Raw genomic sequence first — 19,417 nt, forward strand, 5'->3', positions numbered from 1 at the left:
GCCGTGTCCACCGTCACCGCCGGCCCCTCAAGACCCAACGAATACGCAATCCGACCCGACGCCACACTCGCCGTCGTCCCCGTCAGGAGATAGCCTCCGGCGTCCTTCGCGGGTTCGTGGAGGCGGGGCCCGTACTCCTGCGTCATCGCCCCGACGAACACACCCGTGCTGCTGCCCTTGAGGGTCTGGGGAACGATGCCTGCGGTTTCGAGGGATTCCCAGGCCGTTTCCAGCAGCAGCCGCTGCTGCGGCTCCATGGCCTGGGCCTCGCGCGGGCTGATGCCGAAGAACTCGGCATCGAAGGTGTCGGCGTCGTACACGAACCCGCCGTGCCGGGTGTACGTCGTGTCAGGGGTGCCGCGTTCAGGGGCGTAGAGAGCTTCGAGGTTCCAGCCCCTGCCGTCGGGCAGCGGGCCGATGGCGTCGGTGCCGGAGGCGACCAACTGCCAGAGGTCCTCGGGCGAGGCCACGCCTCCCGGGTAGCGGCAGGCCATGCCCACGATGGCGAGGGGCTCGTCGTAGGCGGCGGTAGCGGCCGTGGGAAGGTCCGCCACGCCGACGGTCCCGAGCAACGATGTCACGATGTGACCGGCCAGCACCTCGGGGGTGGGGTGGTCGTAGACGAGGGAGGACGGCAGGGCTATGCCCAGGTCGGCGGCCAGCCGGCTGCGCAGCTCGACCGACGTCAGCGAGTTGTAGCCCAACTCCTTGAACGGGAGCGCTCGATCGACCTCGTTCTCGGTGTCGTACCCCAGGATCTCGGCGGTGTGCCAGCGGATCAGATCGGCGATCAGCGTGATGCACTGCGCGTCGGTCAGCCCACGCAGCCGTCCGGTCCAGCTTTCGCCGTCCTCCTCCTCGGGCTCGACATCGGCCGGAATGTCGGCTACGGCGCCGGAGGCCGGGCCGGTGAGTTCGGGGGTGTCGATCCAGTACCGCTTGCGCTGGAAGGGATAGGTGGGCAGAGCAATGTGCCGGCCGGCTCCGAGGAGCGGGGTCCAGTCGGTCTCGGTCCCGGAGGCGAACACCGCCGCCAGCGCACGCGGCACCGTCCGGACCTCACCCTTGTCCCGCTGCAACACACACGCCGCCACCACGGAACCCTGACCATCCAGAGCATCACGCACCAGAGAAGTCAGAACCGGATCCGGGCCCAGCTCCAGGAAAGTGGAGATGCCATGGGAGTGGAGAGACTCGACGCCGTCATGGAAACGGACCGCTGCCCGGATGTGCCGCGCCCAATAGGCAGCCACCGTCAGCTCACCCGGCCCGGCCATGGCACCGGTGATATTGGAGACCACCGCCAGGGACGGCTCACGGAAGACAACCCCGGCCAGAGCCTCCTCGAACGCGGCAGCAGCCGCGTCCATGTGAGAGGAATGGAAAGCGTGCGACACGGTCAGGCGCTTCGTACGCGTCCCACGCTCACGGAAGTGGTCCGCGATCTCGGTCACGGCATCCGCGTCACCCGAGACCACGACGGCGGCGGGTCCGTTGACCGCCGCCACCGACACCCGCCCCTCGTACGAGGTGAGGTGATCGGTGATCTCGCTCTCGGGCGCGGCGATCGCGGCCATCGCGCCGCCGGGACGGGCCGCCTGCATCAGCCGCCCCCTGGCCGCGACCAGGACACATGCGTCCTCCAGGGAGAACACCCCGGCCGCCCAGGCCGCCGTGATCTCACCCACCGAGTGCCCCATCACCGCGTCCGGGCGCACCCCCAGCCACGACACCAACGCGAACAGGGCCGACTCGACCGCGAACAGACCGGCCTGCGTGAACACCGTCTCGTCCAGCAAACCCACAGCCCCGCCGCCGGTTCCGGCGAACACCACATCCCGCAACGACCCGACCGAGCCGTTGTTCAGTTCCTGGCCCAGCTCCCGGTCGAGGAAGACGCAGGCCTCGTCGAACGCCGCCGCGAAGACAGGGAACGCCTCGTACAACTCACGGCCCATCCCCGCACGCTGGCTGCCCTGGCCCGAGAACAGCAGCGCCACACCACTGGCATCCGCCGCCTGCCCCCGCACCACGTCACCGGCAGAACCGCCCTCGGCCAGGGCCCGCAGCGCCTCCAGCAGTTCCTCCCGGTTCTCCCCGAGCACCACCGCACGATGCTCGAACACCGACCGCGCCGTCGCCAGGGAGAACCCCACATCAACCGGCTCCACCTCCGGCCGGCCCTCCACGAACCCGGCCAGGTTCCCCGCCTGCTCACGCAACGCCCCGACCGACCTGGCCGACAACACCCACGGCACAACCCCCGGAACCACCGCCGGCACCGGGGAATCGCCATCGTTGTCCTCGACCGGTTCGGGTCCGGCCGTCAGTACGAGATGACAGTTCGTACCGCCCATCCCGAACGACGACACCCCCACCACCGGCACACGATCGCTGCCGTCGTGCGGCCAGTCCTCCAGCTCCGTCTGCACACGCAGATTCAACGACTCCAGATCGATCCCCGGATTCGCAACCCGGAAATGCAGACTCGCCGGCAGCTGCCGATACCGCACCGCCAGAGCCGCCTTGACCAGCCCCACAACCCCCGCGGCACCCTCCAGATGCCCCACATTCGTCTTCGCCGACCCCACCCTCAACGCACCCGAACGACCCTCCGCACGCCCCAGCACACGACCCAGCGCAACCGCCTCCACCGGATCACCCACCCGGGTACCCGTACCGTGCAACTCCACATAATCCACATCAGCCGGGGCAATCCCCGCATCCGCATACGCCAACCGCAGCGCCTCCTCCTGACCCTCCACGCTCGGCGCGGTCAGACCCTCACCACCCCCGTCATTCGTGACCGCACCACCCGCGATCACACAGACCACGTCGTCCCCGTCAGCGACCGCATCCACCAGCCGCTTCAGTACGACAAGACCGCCGCCCTCACCCCGCACATAACCATTCGCCCGCTCGTCGAACACATACGCCCGACCGTCCGGCGACAACCCACCGAACTTCGACACCGCCACCGACGACTCCGGCGCCAGAATCAGATTCACCCCACCCGCAAGCGCCCAGCCCACCTCACCCCGAACCAGCGCCTGACACGCCTGATGGACCGCCACCAGGGCCGACGACTGGCCCGAATCAACCACCAGCGAGGGGCCCGTCAGCCCCAGCAGGTACGACACCCGGTTGGCGATCACGCTCCGGGCCAGGCCCGTCGAGGTGAACGCCCCGATGGACTCCACTCCGGCGCGCCGCGACAGCGTCGCGTAGTCGTCGGCCATCGCTCCCATGTACACACCGGCCCGGCTGCCCCGCAGTCGGCCGGGTACCGACCCGGCGTTCTCCAGCGCCTCCCATGCCAGTTCGAGCACCAGTCGTTGCTGCGGGTCCATCGCCACGGCCTCACGCGGTGAGATCCCGAAGAAACGCGCGTCGAAGCCGTCCACCCGGTCCAGGAATCCGCCGCGGCGCGCCACCGCGCGTCCCGGGGCCGCCGGGTCGTCGGACCAGAACGTCTCCGCGTCCCATCGGTCGGCCGGCACCTCGCCGACCGCGTCACCGCCCGCGACCAGGAGGTCCCAGAACGAGTCGGGGCCGTTCACTCCTCCGGGCAGGCGGCACGACATACCGACCACGGCGATGGCGTTGTCCCCGTACGACTGGTTCGACATGAAAGACAGCCTCATTCCGTGTTCATGAGCGAGTGCACGTGGCTCGCTATCGCTTCGAAGGTCGGGTGGTCGTAGGCGACCGTGGCGGGCAGGTGGACCCCGGTCGCGGCCATCACCCTGTTGCGCAGGTCGACCGCCATGAGGGAGGTGAATCCCTGTTCGAGCAGCTGGGCCCGGGTGTCGATGTCGTCCGCCGTGTCGAGTCCCATGACTTCGGCGGCGGCTTCCAGCACGGCGGCGAGGATCAGCGGGTGCCGGTCCTCGGGTGCGGCCGCGGCCAGGCGCGCCGCCGCGGTTTCCGTAAGCTCTTCGTCCTCGTCGCGTGGTTCCGTCGCGGCGGTCGGCGTGCGGGTGGGCCGCGGCGTGGCCGGGGCCACCTCGTCGAGCCAGTAGCGGCGGCGCTGGAACGGGTAGGTGGGCAGTTCCGCCGGGTGCACCGTCATGCCGTCGCACTGTGCGGACCAGTCGACGGTGCCGCCCCGCACATGGATTCTGGCCATGGCGGTCAGGAACGCGGTGGGTTCGTCCTGGTCGCGCCGGGCCAGGGCGATCGCCTCGCCCTTCGTCCCGGTGAGGCATTCGGTGACCATCGGGGTCAGGACGCTGTCGGGGCCCGCCTCGATGAAGGTTCCGACGCCGAGTTCCGCGAGTCGGTGGACGCCTGCGGCGAAGCGGACCGGCTCGCGTACGTGGCGTACCCAGTACTCGGGGGTGAGCAGGTCGTCGGTGGCCAGCTCGCCGGTGAGGTGGGACATGATCCGCAGGTTCGGCCGGTGGTAGGTCAGTTCCTTGGCGACCGTGTGGAACGCGTCGAGCATGCCGTCCATGTGCGGTGAGTGGAAGGCGTGGCTGACCTTCAGCTGTTTCGTGCGCCGGCCGCGCTCACGCCAGAATTCGCCGATCTCCCGGACGGCCTCGGGGTCGCCCGAGATCACCACCGAAGCGGGGCCGTTCTCCGCGGCCAGGGCGATCTCGTGTTCCCGGTCCGCCAGTTGTGGTTCGACCTCGGCCGCGGCGGCCTGCACCGCCAGCATCGCCCCGCCTTCGGGGAGGGCCTGCATCAGCCGTCCTCTGGCTGCGACGAGGCGTGCCGCGTCCTCCAGTGTCCAGACGCCGGCGACGTGTGCGGCGACGAGTTCGCCGATGGAGTGGCCCGCGACGAACTCCGGTGTGATGCCGAACCGTTCGAGGAGCCGGTACTGGGCGACCCCGACGGCGAAGATTCCGGCCTGGGTGCAGGCGGTGCGGTCGAGAGGGCCCCGCCCGGGTGCCCCGGCGGTGTCCGGGGAGTCGGCGAACAGCACGTCGCGCAGGGGTGTTTCGAGGTGCGGGTCCAGTGCCGCGCAGGCCTCGTCGAGCGCGTCGGCGAAGACGGGGAAGCGGCGGTGGAGGTCGAGGCCCATGCGGGGGCGCTGCGATCCCTGGCCGGAGAACAGCACCGCGTAGGGGGCCTTGGCCAGGGGGTCGGGGGCGCCGCGCACGAGGTGTGGTGCGCCGGAGCCACGCGCCAGCCGGTCCAGGGAGTGGAGCAGTCCGTCCCGGTCGGCGCCGATGAGGACGGCCCGGTGCTCGAAGGGGGTGCGGCCGGTGGCCAGGCCGTGGGCCACGTCGACGGGTGTGGGTCCGTGGTGGCGTCCGATGTGGGTGCCGAGCCGGTTTCCCTGTTCGCGCAGTGCTTTGGGCGTACGGGCGTGGACGGGCCACGCGACGGTGGGCGTCGCGACGGTGGCCGTGCCGCCCGCGCGTTCCGCGTCCGGGGCGTCCTTCAGGGCTTTCGGCGCGTTCGGGACTTCCGGGGCTGCTGCGGGGGTCTCCCGCGCCGGCCGGTCCGGGGCTTCTTCGACGATGACGTGGGCGTTGGTGCCGCTGATGCCGAACGAGGAGACGCCCGCACGACGGGGGCGCTGTGTGCGCGGCCAGGCGGCGGGTTCCCGCAGCAGCTGTACGGTGCCGTCGGTCCAGTCGATGTGCGGGGTCGGGTTCTCGGCGTGCAGGGTCCTGGGGAGAACGCCGTTGCGCAGGGCCATCACCGTCTTGATGACTCCGCCGACGCCTGCGGCGGCCTGGCTGTGCCCGATGTTGGACTTCAGGGAGCCCAGCAGCAGCGGCTTTCCGGGGGCGCGGCCGGTTCCGTACACCGCCTGGATGGCCTGGCCCTCGATGGGGTCACCGAGGGTGGTGCCGGTGCCGTGGGCCTCTACGGCGTCGATGTCCGGGGCGGTGAGGCGGGCGTCGGCCAGCGCGTCGCGGATGACCCGTTCCTGGGACGGTCCGTTGGGGGCGGTCAGGCCGTTGCTGGCGCCGTCCTGGTTGACGGCGCTGCCGCGGATGACGGCGAGTACGGGACGGTTGGCGCGCAGCGCGTCACTGAGGCGCTCCAGGTAGAGGACGCCGACGCCCTCGGCCCAGCCCGTACCGTCGGCGTCGCCGGAGAACGACCGGCAGCGCCCGTCGGGGCTGAGGCCGCGCTGCCGGGCGAATTCGGTGAAGACGGTGGGGGTGGCCAGGACGGTGACGCCACCGGCCAGTGCGGCGGTGCACTCGCCGCGGCGCAGCGCCTGGCAGGCGAGGTGCAGGGACACCAGCGACGACGAGCAGGCGGTGTCGACCGTGAGGGCCGGTCCCTGGAGTCCGAAGCAGTACGAGATCCGGCCGGATGCGACGCTGGCGGCGCTGCCGCTGCCGATGTAGCCCTCGAAGCCGTCGGGCACGGGTCGCAGGCGGGAGCCGTAGTCGTTGTACATGACGCCGACGAAGACGCCGGTGCGGCTGCCGCGGAGGGTCCGTGGGTCGATGCCGGCGCGTTCGACGGCTTCCCAGCTGTGTTCGAGCAGGAGTCGCTGCTGCGGGTCGATGGTGAGGGCCTCCTTGGGGGTGATGCCGAACAGTCCGGCGTCGAAGGAGGCGGCCTCGGGCAGGAATCCGCCCTTGCGGGTGTAGCAGGTGCCCGGGGTGTCGGGGTCGGGGTCGTACAGTGCGTCGAGGTCCCAGCCGCGGTCGGTGGGGAAGTCCCCGATCGCGTCGGTGCCGGCTGCGACGAGGTCCCAGAGGTCCTCGGGCGAGCGGACTCCTCCGGGGTAGGAGCAGCCCATGCCGACGACGGCGATCGGTTCGTGCGGCGCGTCCTCAAGTTCCTGGATGCGTCGTCGTGCCTCGCGCAGATCGATGGTCATCCGCTTGAGGTAGTCGAGAAGCCTGGCCTCTTCTCCGGCGGTTTCACTCGTCACGGGGTCTGTTCCTCTCCTCGCGCCCTGCGGATGCGGGCGGCGAGCCGGGCAGGTGTCGGGTCGGCGTACAGATCGGCCATGGCCAGGGGGTGGCCGGCGGTTTCCTCGACGCGTTGGACGAGCTGGGCCCCGAGGAGCGAGTGGCCCCCGTGGGCGAAGAAGTTGGTGTCGCCGTCGATGTCGCTCCGGTCGAGCAGTTCCTGCCACAGGGCGACCAGTCCGGCGACCAGGGTGTCGCCCGCGTAGGCGGTGGTGCCGGTGGTGACCGAGCGGGCGGCGCGGTGCTGCTGCGCCAGTCGCTTGAGTTCGAGGTAGTCGGTCTTGTGGCTGACGGTGGCGGGGAAGGAGTCGACGACGATGAACTCCTGCGGTACGGACGCGCCCGGCAGTGTGGCCCGTGCGTGTGCCCAGAGCCGGTCGGCGAGGCCGTCGGCCGGTGTGCCGGACTGTACGAAGGCGACCAGAAGCGGTCCGCCGCCCGCTTCGTCGTCGACGACGACGGCGACGCCCTGCACCTCGGCGTGTTCGAGCAGGACGGCCTCGACCTCGCCCAGTTCTATGCGGTTGCCGCGCAGCTTCACCTGGCGGTCGATGCGGCCCTGCAGTTCCACGGTGCCGTCCGGCCGCCAGCAGGCCAGGTCGCCGGTGCGGTAGAAGGGGCCCAGTTTCAGGTGGCTGCCGAAGCGGTCCATGGTGAGTTCGGGCCTGTTGTGGTAGCCGAGGGCGACGCCGCTGCCCGCGATGCAGAGTTCGCCGCGTACGCCCACGGGCCGTTCCCGGCCGTCGGTGTCGGTGATGAAGAGCTGGGTGTTGTCCATGGGCGTGCCGATGTCGACGGTGGTGGCCCCGGGCGGGATGGTTCCGCAGCTGGAGTAGATCGATGTCTCGGTGGGGCCGTACATGTTGGTGAGGTGGCAGCCGGCGGCAGTGATCTGCCGGGCGAGGGCGGGTGGCATGGGTTCGCCGCCGGTGATGCCGCGCAGTCCGTCGAGCCGGTGGCCCGCCTTGTCGACGATGAGGTTCCAGGTGGTGGGGGTGGCCTGGATGATGCCGACCTGGTGGCGTTCGAGTACGTCGAGGAGGACCTGTCCGTCCCTGCGTGCCGCGTCCGGTGCCACCGCGATGCGGCCGCCGGAGATGAGCGGCACGAACAGTTCCAGGCCGGAGATGTCGAAGGTGAAGGTGGTGAGCCACAGCATCACGTCGCCGGCGGTGGCGTCGATCTCGCGCCGGAAGTGGGTGATGGCGTTGGCCAGCCCGCGGTGGGTGATGATCGTGCCCTTGGGCTTGCCCGTCGATCCCGAGGTGTAGATCAGGTAGGCCGTGTCGCCGGGGTCGGCGGTCGCGGCGAGTTCGTCGGCCGCGGGGTCGTCGCCGGTGTCGGTGACGGCCGCCATGGGGCGTACCCGGACTCCGTCCTGGGGTGTGTGGTCGAAGTCCGGGGCGGCGAGGACGATACCGGCGCCCGAGTCCTCCAGGAGGTACGCGGTGCGCTGGGCGGGATGGTCCGGGTCGAGGGGCAGGTAGGCGGCGCCGGCCAGCCAGGTGCCGAGTACGGCGGCGGCCAGTTCGGGGCTGCGCCGGCCGCCCAGGGCCACGACGTCGCCGGGGCGGGCGCCGGTCTCGCGCAGCCGGTCGCGGTTGGCGAGGGCGGTGCGCCACAGCTGGGCGTAGGTGACCGAGCGTTCGCCGTCCTCGAAGGCGACGGCGTGCGGGCTGTGCGCGGCGGTGCCGGCTATCGCCTCGACGAGGGTGGGGGGCGTGACCTCGGCTCCGGTGTCGTTGGCGGCGTCGATGACCGCGTGGTCGCGGGGGCTGAGGGCGGACAGTTCGCCCATCGGCCGGTCGGGGTTCCGGCCGAGGTCGACGAGGAGGGCGTCGTACCGTTCCAGCAGGAATTCGGTGTCGGAGCGGCTGAGGACCGCGGTGTAGAAGACTCCGCGGATCGTGATCTCCTCGGGCGAGGCGAGGAAGAAGAACTCCAGGTCGAATTTGCTGTACCCGTTCTCGATGAGGAGTCGGGTGGCGGTGGTGCCGTCGATGTCGAAGGTCGGCGGGCCGGCGTTGGGCACGTAGTTGAACAGGTGCCGGAAGAGGGTGTTGCGCCAGGTGCTGCCGGTGTGGCGGATCTCGGGGAGGAGGACGTCCACGGGTACGTCGGCGTGGGTGATCGCCCCGAAGAACGCCTCGCGGGCCTGGGCCGCCAGGTCCCGGAAGCCGGTGTCGAGGTTCACCCGGGCCCGTAGCGGCAGGGTGTTGACGTGGTACCCGATGGCGTCGGCGGCGTCCGCGGGGCGGATGTTGGCGGGTGAGCCGACGACGAGGTCGGGGCCGGCGCCGTGCCGGGCGAGCAGCAGGTAGTAGGCGGCGAGCAGGATGACCGCTTCGGGGGCGCGCAGTTCCTGCTGGAGCCGGCGGACCGCGTCCCGGGCGGCGTCGGACAGGGTGTGCAGGACGGAGTCGCCGATGAGTGTCGGGTCGGGCCGGTCGTCCGTACCGCAGTCCAGGCCGAGGGCGGAGGGGTCGAAGTCCCGCAGGTGGTCGCGCCAGTAGGTGAGGCTCTCCTGCGAGTAGGGCGAGGAGTTGAGCGCGGGCTGCGGCTCGCGGAGCTCCTCGGGGATGTCGAGGCCCGCGGCGACCGCCTCGTAGATGCCGGTCAGTTCCGTGAGGAGGATTCCGGCCGACACCGTGTCGAAGATGATGTGGTGGATCACCAGGCAGAACACGTCGCCGTCGGGGCCCTGGAAGTGACCGGCCCGTACCAGGGGCCGGCCGTCGAAGGCGAAGGGCCTGGCGACGAGTTCGGCCACCGCGGCCCGGGCGTCGTCCTTGCTCATCGGCCGGGTGTCCACGGGGACGGCGAACCGGTCGGCGGGAACGGTCTGCCTGACCAGTGCGCCGTCGGTTCCGTGGAAGACCGTGCGCAGTGTTTCGTGCCTGGCGAGCAGCGCGTCGAGGGTCTGCTGGAGTTCCCACTCCCCCAGCGGCTCGTCGGTGGAGAACACGACGGACAGGTTGTTCACGGCGCCGGACGGGACGAGCTTCTCCAGCAGCCACAGCGCCTGTTCCTTGCGGGAGGCCGCGGTCAGGACCGCGGGGGCCGGACCGTTCGCTTGAGTGTGCGTCGCGGTGATGGTCATTCCGGTTTCCTTCTGTGGCCTGGGGAGGGGTTGGCTCGTGTCCGTCGCATGCGGTCCGGCGGGCCCGCTCAGCCGGCGAGGAGACCCGAGACGGTCCGGGCGATGTCGGGCGTCGAGAGGATCTCCACGTGCGGCACGTCGAAGTGGATCTCCTCGGCCACGAGGTCGGCGTCGTGGCCGGGGTTGAGAGCCCGGAAGCCGTTGAGGCCGCTGGTCGGTGTGTTGGAGGTGATGGCCGTGCACTTCTTCCAGGCCGCCGTGGGGTCGATCTGCTCGGCGGTCGACAGGTAGGCGAGGAAGCCGCCCGCGGTTTCGGTCATCTCGGCGCGGCGGCGCTCGTCCAGGCCGAGCTTCTCGCAGGCCGTACGGGCGAGGGTGTGGTAGAGGAGCAGCAGCCTGCGGGCCAGGTCGGTGAGGCTGGTGCACTCCTCGGTGGCACGCTGCGCGGCGTCCTGGACGGGGCCCACCTCGGCCGCGCCGAGAACCGCTTCCATCTGGCCGACCGCCTTGTGGAACTGCCAGTACATGGGTGCGGCGGCGGCCCGCTCCGGGTCGAAGAGGATGGTCTGCGGGAAGTTCCCCTGCGTCTTCTCGATCTCGACGGCCATGGCTGCGGCGTACGTCGCCCCGGCGCAGAACGCGAGGATCGCCCTGACCCGCTTGCCGCTCGCCCTGATCTCGTCGACCCACTGCTTTATGTAGGCGTCGGCGGGCGTGTCGGGGCTGGAGGCGACGGCCTGCGGCAGCGTCTCCAGCACGGTGTGTCCGGGGTCCATGAGCGGCACGAAGTCGCTGAAGCGGGCCTCGCCCCGGCCGGTGGCGTCGAAGTCGACGGCCAGGACGACCTCGTCGCCGTCGCCCTTGCTGAGCTCTTTCCAGGTGGTGAAGGTGTTCATGGTCTTCCGTTCTGTCGGGTGTCCGGTCCTGCCGGTCGTGGTGCGTGGGATCGTGCGGGCGGAGCCGGTCGGGCGGGGTCAGCTGGACAGTCCGCCGAACTCCTTGTCGATCAGTCAGCTGGACAGTCCGCCGAACTCCTTGTCGATCAGGTCGAAGAGGTCGGTGGCGGTGGCGGATTCGATGCGGGAGGTGTCGTCCTCGGCGTCCCGTGCCGTCTCAGGTGCCGGTGCCGCACACGCGGCGAGCAGGGTCTCGATCCGCCCCGCGACGGTGCGGCGCAGTTCCTCGTCGTCGGCCAGGGCCGCGAGCGCGGATTCCAGCCGGTCCAGTTCGGCGAGTACGGGCGGCTGTGCCGAGGCCGGTTCGAGCCTGCGGAGCAGGTATCCGACGAGTACGGCCGGTGTGGGGTGGTCGAAGGCGAGCGTCACCGGCAGGGCGAGGCCGGTGGCCGCGCAGAGCCGATTGCGCAGTTCGCCGGCGGTGAGGGAGTCGAAGCCCGCCGACTTGAACGCGAGGTCGTCCTCGACTCGGGAGGTGTCCGGGTGTCCGAGCACGGTGGCGACCGTGGTGCGGACCAGGTCCCGTACGAGGTTCTCCTGCGCGGGCCGGTCGAGTCCCTTCAGCAGGTCGGCCGGCTTGTTCGGGCCGGGGGCGGCGGCACGCCGTGCGGTCGTGCGTATCAGGCCGCGCAGCCGGGGGGCGAGGGTGCCCTCGTCGGCGCGGGCACGCAGGGCCGTGGCGTCGAATCGTGCCGCGACCAGCAGGGGCCTGCTCGTCGCGAGGGCTGCGTCGAGGAGTGCGAGGCCGTCGGCGGCTGCCAGGGGCAGCAGGCCGCCGTGGCCGGCGCGGGCCAGGGCCGCCTCGTCCAGGCGGGTGGCCAGGCCGGTGCCGCCCGCTTCGCCGGTCTCGCCCCACAGGCCCCAGGCGATGGAGGTGGCCGGGAGCCCCTGCGCGTGCCGGTGCTGGGCGAGGGCGTCGAGGAAGGTGTTGGCCGCCGCGTAGTTGGCCTGCCCCGCGTTGCCCGCCTGTCCGGCGAGGGAGGAGAACAGGACGAACGCGTCCAGGTCCAGGTGCTCGGTCAGTTCGTGCAGGTGGTGGGCGCCGTCGGCCTTGGGCCGCCACACCTTGTCGAAACGGTCCCGGTCGAGGGACTGTACGACGCCGTCGTCGAGGGTGCCCGCGGCGTGGACGACGGCGGTGAGGGGATGGTCGGCGGGGATGGCGTCCAGGAGGCGGGCGAGGGCATCCCGGTCCGCCGTGTCGCAGGCGACGAGGGTGACGTGGGCGCCTGCTCCGGTGAGTTCCGCGACGAGTTCGGCGGCGCCCGGGGCGTCGGGTCCGCGGCGTCCGGTCAGCAGCAGGTGGCGTACGCCGTGCTCGGCGACCAGGTGCCGGGCGACGAGGCCACCCAGCGCTCCGGTGCCCCCGGTCACGAGGACCGTGCCCTCGGCCGGGATCCCGGCCGACCGGGGTTCGTCGTCCGCGCGGACGACGGCCAGGCGCGGGATGTGGGCGGTGCCTCGGCGGAGCAGCAGTTCCGGCTCTCCGGTGTGGAGTGCGGCGGGCAGTGCCCGGACCGACGCGTCGTCGTCGTCCGTGTCGATGGCGACCACCCGGCCGGGGTTCTCGGAGCACACCACCCGCAGCAGACCCCGGAGCGGCGCCGACCGGAGAAGGCCGCCCCCGTCGTCGGGCTTCTCGCCGGAGGCGAGTTCCCCGCCCCTGGTGAGGACGACGAGGGTGCTCTCCTCCAGCCGTTCGTCGGCCAGCAGGGCCTGTACGAGTTCCAGCGTCCGGTACGTCGCGGTGGCGGGCGCCGCCCCGTCGGTGTCGTCCGCCGGGCTCACCAGGACGGTGCGGGGCGCCGGGCGGCCCGCGGTCATGGCTTCGCCGAGGGCGGCGATGTCCGCACAGGGTTCTTCGGTGATGCCCAGCGCGGTACGCCGTCCCGAGCTGTCCGCACCGATCCAGACGGCGTTCTCCGCGAACGTGGCGTCGGTGGTGGGGAGTTGGGTGGTGGCCCAGCTGATTTCGTGCAACGGGAGCCGGTCCGTGCGCAGGGCCTCGATCCTGGCCGGGTCGATCTCGCGAACGGTGAGGGCCTCGACTGCGGCCAGCGGGACGCCGTCGGTGTCGGCGAGGGCGATCCGTATCGTGTCCTCGCCGGTGGGGGTCAGCGCGACCCGCAGCCGTGAGGCCACGGTGGGCGGCACGGACACGCCGTCCCACGAGTACGGGATGCGCAGCCGCGGCACTTCCTCCGCCCCGGAACCGAGCGCCGTGACGACGAGCGGGTGCAGGGCCGCGTCGAGGAGAGCCGGGTGCAGTGTGTGCCCGGAGGCTTCGGCGTCCTGGGCCAACTCGACTTCCGCGTAGAGCCGTTCGCCGTCCCGCCACAGGGCCGTCATGCCTTGGAAGGCGGCGCCGTACTGGTAACCGTGGGCGGCGAGCCGGTCGTACGCGTCGGTGAGGTCGACGGGTTCAGCCCCGGACGGCGGCCAGACGGCGAGCGTTTCGAGAGCGGGTACGTCGGGCGTGAGGGCGCCGGTCGCGTGCAGGGTCCATTCGGCTCCGCCGCCCGTGTCGCCTGCGGTGCCGGCCCGCTCGGGGCGGGCGTGCACGGCGATCCCGCGGTGCCCCTCGGCGTCGGGAGTCTCGACGGTGACCTGGAGGTGTACGGCGCCCTTCTCGGGAAGCGCCAGTGGTGCGTGCAGGACGAGGTCGTCGACGCGGGCCGCCCCGACGGTGCCGGCCGCGTGGAGGGCGAGGTCGACGAAGGCGGTGCCCGGCAGCAGGACCGTGCCCGCGACCGCGTGATCCGCCAGCCACGGATGCGACCGCAAGGACAACCGCCCCGACAGCACCACACCATCCGCACCCGCCAGCTCCACCACCGCACCCAGCAACGAATGCCCGGCCGCGACCAGACCCGCCGCCGAAACATCCCCACCCACCGGACCTGCCGACTCCAACCAGTACCGACCGCGCTGGAAGGCATACGTCGGCAGAGCCACGAAGCGTCCCGCCTCGGGCAGTACCCGACCCCAGTCGACGTCCAGTCCGTGGGTCCATGCCTGGCCGAGGGAGTTCAGGAAGCGTTCCATGCCGCCCTCGTCACGGCGCAGGGAGGGTATCGCGGTGACGGCGGGTGAGGCGTCGGCCGCCTCGAACGTCTCCTGGAGCCCGATCGTCAGGACCGGATGGGCACTGCACTCCACGAACGCGGTGAACCCGTCCGCCAGCAACGACCGGATCGCGTCCTCGAACTCCACCGTCCCCCGAAGATTGCGATACCAGTACCCACCGTCCAGACCAGCACCGTCCACGATCTCGCCGGTCACCGTCGAATACAGCGGAACGACCGGAGTACGAGGCGTGACCGGGGCCAGGAGACGGGCGAGTTCCTCCTCGATCGCCTCCACATGCGGAGAGTGCGAGGCATAGTCCACCGGAACCCTCCGACACCGCACCCCCTCCACCTCCAGAACACCCACCAGCTCATCCAGAGCACCGGAAGAACCCGAGACCACGGTCGAGGACGGACCATTGACCGCGGCCACCGCCACCTCACCCGACCACCGCCCCAGATACGACCGCACCCCATCCGCACCCAGCGCGACCGACACCATCCCGCCCCGACCCGCCAGCACCACGATCGCCCGGCTCCGCAACGCCACCACCAGAGCCCCGTCCTCCAACGACAGAGCCCCGGCCACCACCGCCGCAGCAATCTCACCCTGCGAATGCCCCACCACCGCATCCGGAACAACCCCGAACGACTGCCACAACCCCGCCAACGACACCATCACCGCCCACAGAGCCGGCTGCACCACATCCACCCGCTCCAGGAGTCCGGCACCCCCCTCCGTGAGCAGCACCTCCAGCAGATCCCACTCCACGAACGGCTCCAGCGCCCGCGCACACTCCTCCAACCGCACCCGGAACACCGGAGAATCCACATACAGACCCGCAGCCATACCAATCCACTGCGAACCCTGACCCGGGAAGACGAACACCGTCCGCCCCGGCGCAACCGACCGCGACTCCCCGTTCTCCGCCACCGCCTCCAGACCCCGCAACAACTCCTCACGGCCCGCGCCCACCACAACCGCCCGATGATCGAAAGCAGTACGGGCATGCACCAACGCAGAACCAACCGCAACCGCATCCACATCCGGCCGATCGGCGACGAACCCGGCCAGCCTCGCGGCCTGCTCCCGCAACGCCGCACCACTCCGGGCCGACAACACCCACGGCACCGCACCAGCCAGGCCGACAGGCGCAGCCTCCTGCGGCTCCCCGCCCACCTCCACCGGCGCCTGCTCCAGAATCAGATGCGCATTCGTACCGCTGAAGCCGAACGAAGAGACCGCGGCCCGGCGCGGACGCTCCAGCTCCGGCCAGGAACGCTCCTGCGTCAGCAAGGAAACCGCACCCGACTCCCAGTCCACATGACCGGTCGGCTCCTGCACGTGCAACGTGCGCGGCAACGTCCCCTGCTGGATCGCGAGAACCATCTTGATGACGGCGGCGACACCGGCGGCGGCAAGAGTGTGGCCGATGTTCGACTTCAACGAGCCCAGCCACAAGGGCTGTTCGGCCGTGTGCTCCTGCCCGTACGTGGCCAGCAACGCCTGCGCCTCGATCGGGTCGCCCAGCTTGGTGCCGGTGCCGTGCGCGTCCACGACGTCCACGTCCGCGCCCGTCAGACCCGCGTTCGCCAGCGCCTGACGGATCACCCGCTGCTGCGACGGACCGTTCGGAGCCGTCAGACCGTTCGACGCACCGTCCTGATTGACCGCACTCCCCCGCAGTACCGCCAGGACCTCGTGACCGTTGCGCCGCGCGTCCGACAACCGCTCCAGGAGGACCAGGCCGACGCCCTCGCCCCAGCCGGTGCCGTCCGCGTCCGACGAGAACGCCTTGCAGCGCCCATCGGCGGAGAGCGCGCGCTGTCGGCTGAACTCCACGAAGTTGACCGGACCCGACATGACGGTTGCCCCGCCTGCCAGGGCCAACCCGCACTCCCCGTTCCGCAGGGCCTGCGCCGCGAGATGCAGGGCGACCAGCGACGACGAACACGCCGTGTCCACGGTCACGGCCGGCCCTTCGAGCCCGAGCGTGTAGGAGATGCGGCCCGACGCGACGCTGGTGGTCGTACCCGTGGAGACGTATCCCTCCAGTTCCTGGGGCAACTGGCCGAAGCGCGTCACGTAATCGCTGGTGATCACGCCGGCGAACACGCCCGTATCGCTTCCGCGCAGGGTTTCGGGATCGAGTCCGGCCCGTTCCAGCGTCTCCCACGCCGTTTCCAGGAGCAGCCGCTGCTGGGGGTCCATGGCGAGCGCCTCGCGCGGGTTGATGCCGAAGAAGTCGGCGTCGAAGCCGGAGGCGTCGTGCAGGAATCCGCCGTGCCGCGTGTACGAGGTCCCGGTCGCTTCCGGGTTCGGGTCGTAGAGGCTGTCGAGGTCCCAGCCCCGGTCGGTCGGGAAGGGGCCGATGGTGTCGACGCCGTCCCGCAGCAGTCGCCAGAGGTCCTCCGGCGAGGCCACCCCGCCCGGGAAACGGCAGGCCATCGAGACGATGGCAACGGCATCGTCGTTCTCCTCGGGCGCGGCGGGCTGCGCGTTCGTGGTCACGGCGGCGGAGCGGCCCCCGACCAGTACCGTGCGCAGGTGGGCGGCGAGGGCCGCCGGGGTGGGGTGGTCGAAGACGAGGGTCGGTGAGAGCCGGTGGCCGGTCGTGGTGCCGAGCCGGTTGCGGAGTTCGACGGCGGACAGCGAGTCGAAGCCGAGCGTCTTGAACGTGCGGTTCGGCTCAAGGGCACTGCCGCCCGAGCGTCCGAGCACCGCCCCGATCTCGTCCCGTACGAGGTCGAGCAGCAGCTGAGTCTGCTCTGCCTCGGGCAGCACGGCCAGGCGTTCGACGAGCGTGGTGCCGCTCTTCGTTCCGGAACCGCCCGCCGCCGCCCGGCGTACGGGGGTACGGACCAGGCCCCGCATGATCGGGGGCAGGGTTCCGCGCTCGGCACGCCTCCGCAGGGCGGAGGAGTTCATGGGTATGGCTGCGAGCACGGGACGGTGGTGCCCGATCGCCTCGTCGAGGGCCGCGAGTCCCTGCTCGGCCGTGAGAGCTCCGGTGCCGGTCTCTGCCAGACGGTCAAGATCTGCCCGGCTGAGGGTGCCGCCCATGCCGCCGGACGATTCCCACAGTCCCCAGGCGATGGAGGTGGCGGGGAGTCCTTGGGTGTGGCGGTGGTGGGCGAGGGCGTCGAGGAAGGTGTTGGCGGCGGCGTAGTTGGCCTGGCCGGGGTTGCCGAGGAGGCCGGCGGCGGAGGAGTAGAGGACGAAGGCGGTGAGGTCGTGGTGGCGGGTGAGGGTGTGGAGGTTCCAGGCGGCGTCTGTTTTGGGTTTGAGGACGGTGTCGAGGCGTTGGGGGGTGAGGGTGTCGATGGTGGTGTCGTCGAGAGTGCCTGCGGTGTGGATGACGGCGGTGAGGGGGTGGTCGGTGGGGATGGTGTCGAGGAGGTGGGCGAGTGCGTCGTGGTCTGCTGTGTCGCAGGCGGTGAGGGTGACGTGGGCGCCTGTTCGGGTGAGTTCTGTGACGAGTTCGGTGGCGCCGGGGGCGTGGGGGCCGCGGCGGCTGGTGAGGAGGAGGTGGCGGACGTTGTGGTGGGTGACGAGGTGGTGGGCGAGGAGGCTGCCGAGGGTGCCGGTGGCGCCGGTGATCAGGACGGTGCCCTCGGGGTCCAGCCCACGCGGCAACGTGAGGGCCACCTTGCCGATGTGGCGCGCCTGGCCGAGGTACCTGAACGCCTCGCGGGCCTTGCGTATGTCCCAGGCGACCACGGGCAGAGGGCGCAGCGCTCCGGCCTCGAACAGTGCCACGAGCTCGGTCAGCATCTCCTGGATGCGGTCGGGTCCGGCCTCCATCAGGTCGAACGCCTGGTACGCCACGCCCGGATACTGCCGGGCGATCTGGTCCCGGTCCCGGACGTCCGCCTTCCCCATCTCCAGGAAGCGGCCGCCGTGGGGGAGGAGGCACAGGGAGGCGTCGACGAATTCCTTGGCCAGGGAGTCGAGTACGACGTCCATGCCGTGGCCGTCGGTGGCGGTGAGGAACTGGGTCTCGAAGTCGGTGGTGCGGGAGTTGCCCAGGTGGGTGTCGTCGAAGCCGAGTCCGCGCAGGGTGTCCCATTTGCCGGTGCTGGCGGTGCCGTAGACGTCCGCGCCGAGGTGCCGGGCGATCTGGTGGGCCGCCATGCCCACCCCACCGGCCGCCGAATGCACGAGCAGTCGTTCCCCGGCCCGCAGTCCCGCCAGATCCACCAGCCCGTAATACGCCGTCAGGAAGACGATCGGGGTGGAAGCCGCCTCGACGAACGTCCAGCCCTTCGGCACTCGGGCGAGGGTGCGTCCGTCGGTGACCGCGATCGGTCCGGCACCCTCGGAGAACAGGCCCATGACGCGGTCGCCGACGGCCACCAATGTCACATCGGGGCCGGCCTCCAGCACCACGCCCGCGCCCTCGCTGCCCATCGGCGCGTCGCCCGGATAACTGCCCAGCGCGATCAGTACGTCACGGAAGTTCGCTCCCACCGCGCGTACGGCTACCCGCACCTGGTGGCCGGTCAGCGGCTCGGCAGCGCGGGGCGCGGGGACGAGGGCGATGTTCTCCAGGGTGCCGGTGCCGGTGCTGCCCAGGTGCCAGTGCGACGCGTCGTCCGGCAGCGCGAGGACATCGTCGGCGTTGTCCTTGGCCAGCCGGTTCGCGTACACCGCACCGTTCCGGACGGCCAGTTGGGGTTCACCACAGTCGAGGGCGATGCGCAGGGAGTCCGGCACGGGGTCGAGGTGGCGGGGCAGCTCGGCATCGAGATCGAGCAGGACGAAGCAGTCCGGATTCTCGGCCTGCGCGGAGCGGATCAGCCCCCAGACGGCCGCGCCGGCCAGGTCGCGCACGCCTTCGCCCGGTTCGGCCTCCACCGCGTCGCGTGTGACGACGACCAGGCGCGCGTCGGCGAAGCGGTCGTCGCTCAGCCATTCCTGAACGGTCCGCAGGGCGGCCTCCACCGCCGTACGAACCGCCTTTCCCTGATCGTCGGTGGCGGCAGAGCCGTACGGGGCCCGGCACGGCAGGAACACCACGTCGGGGACGCCACCGGCGCTGTCGGCGAGCGCACCGAGTCCACCCGGCCCGTCGAGCACGGCACAGCGTCGTTCGACGTCCGGGCGTTCGACACCCGGACGTTCGCCGCGCTGCTTCCCGCTGTGCTCTCCACCGTCGTGCACCGGGTTCCAGTCCACGCGGTAGAGCACGCTCGGCTCCGTTCCGGACGTCACCCGGAGCTGCTCGGCCGAGACCGGCATGAGCGCCAACTCACCGATGCTGAAGACCGGTTGCCCTTCACCGTCCATCGCCTCGATGGACATGGTGGTGGGTGTGGTGGTGGTGAGGTGGGCGCGGAGGGTGGTGGGGTGGGTGGCGTGGAGGGTGATGTTGTTCCAGGCGAAGGGGATGTGGA

Annotated in this window: 5 protein-coding genes; all 5 read right to left on the minus strand. The window is 71.1% G+C overall.

Annotation, left to right across the window (positions count from 1 at the left end; genetic code table 11):
* Window positions 1-3,629: type I polyketide synthase (locus tag ACGF8B_RS41810; protein WP_392748141.1), on the minus strand; the 3,629-nt coding region annotated here is incomplete at its 3' end.
* An 11-nt stretch (window positions 3,630-3,640) separates the two neighbouring features.
* Window positions 3,641-6,856 (minus strand): type I polyketide synthase, encoded by a 3,216-nt coding sequence (locus tag ACGF8B_RS41815; protein ID WP_392748142.1) that lies wholly within the window; start codon window positions 6,854-6,856, stop codon window positions 3,641-3,643.
* Window positions 6,853-9,996: an amino acid adenylation domain-containing protein gene (locus tag ACGF8B_RS41820; protein WP_392748144.1), complete on the minus strand. Its 3,144-nt coding sequence runs from the start codon at window positions 9,994-9,996 to the stop codon at window positions 6,853-6,855. Before ACGF8B_RS41820 ends, ACGF8B_RS41815 begins: the two co-directional genes overlap by 4 nt.
* Window positions 9,997-10,064: 68 nt before the next feature.
* Window positions 10,065-10,892, minus strand: a complete 828-nt coding sequence (locus ACGF8B_RS41825) for a hypothetical protein (protein WP_259934757.1) — start codon at window positions 10,890-10,892, stop codon at window positions 10,065-10,067.
* Window positions 10,893-11,006: 114 nt separating this feature from the next.
* The gene (locus ACGF8B_RS41830; protein WP_392748146.1) at window positions 11,007-19,325 is read right to left on the minus strand and encodes an SDR family NAD(P)-dependent oxidoreductase; all 8,319 of its coding nucleotides are present in this window, start codon (window positions 19,323-19,325) and stop codon (window positions 11,007-11,009) included.
* Window positions 19,326-19,417: the final 92 nt, after the last annotated feature.

It is taken from the genome of Streptomyces sp. NPDC047917, from assembly GCF_043204345.1.
GTDB lineage: Bacteria > Actinomycetota > Actinomycetes > Streptomycetales > Streptomycetaceae > Streptomyces > Streptomyces sanglieri.

Excerpts from the sequence above, each read along its gene's own strand:
- ACGF8B_RS41820 (WP_392748144.1), bottom strand. The coding sequence starts at position 9,996 with ATGACCATCACCGCGACGCACACTCAAGCGAACGGTCCGGCCCCCGCG.
- ACGF8B_RS41830 (WP_392748146.1), bottom strand. The coding sequence starts at position 19,325 with ATGTCCATCGAGGCGATGGACGGTGAAGGGCAACCGGTCTTCAGCATC.
- ACGF8B_RS41825 (WP_259934757.1), bottom strand. The coding sequence starts at position 10,892 with ATGAACACCTTCACCACCTGGAAAGAGCTCAGCAAGGGCGACGGCGAC.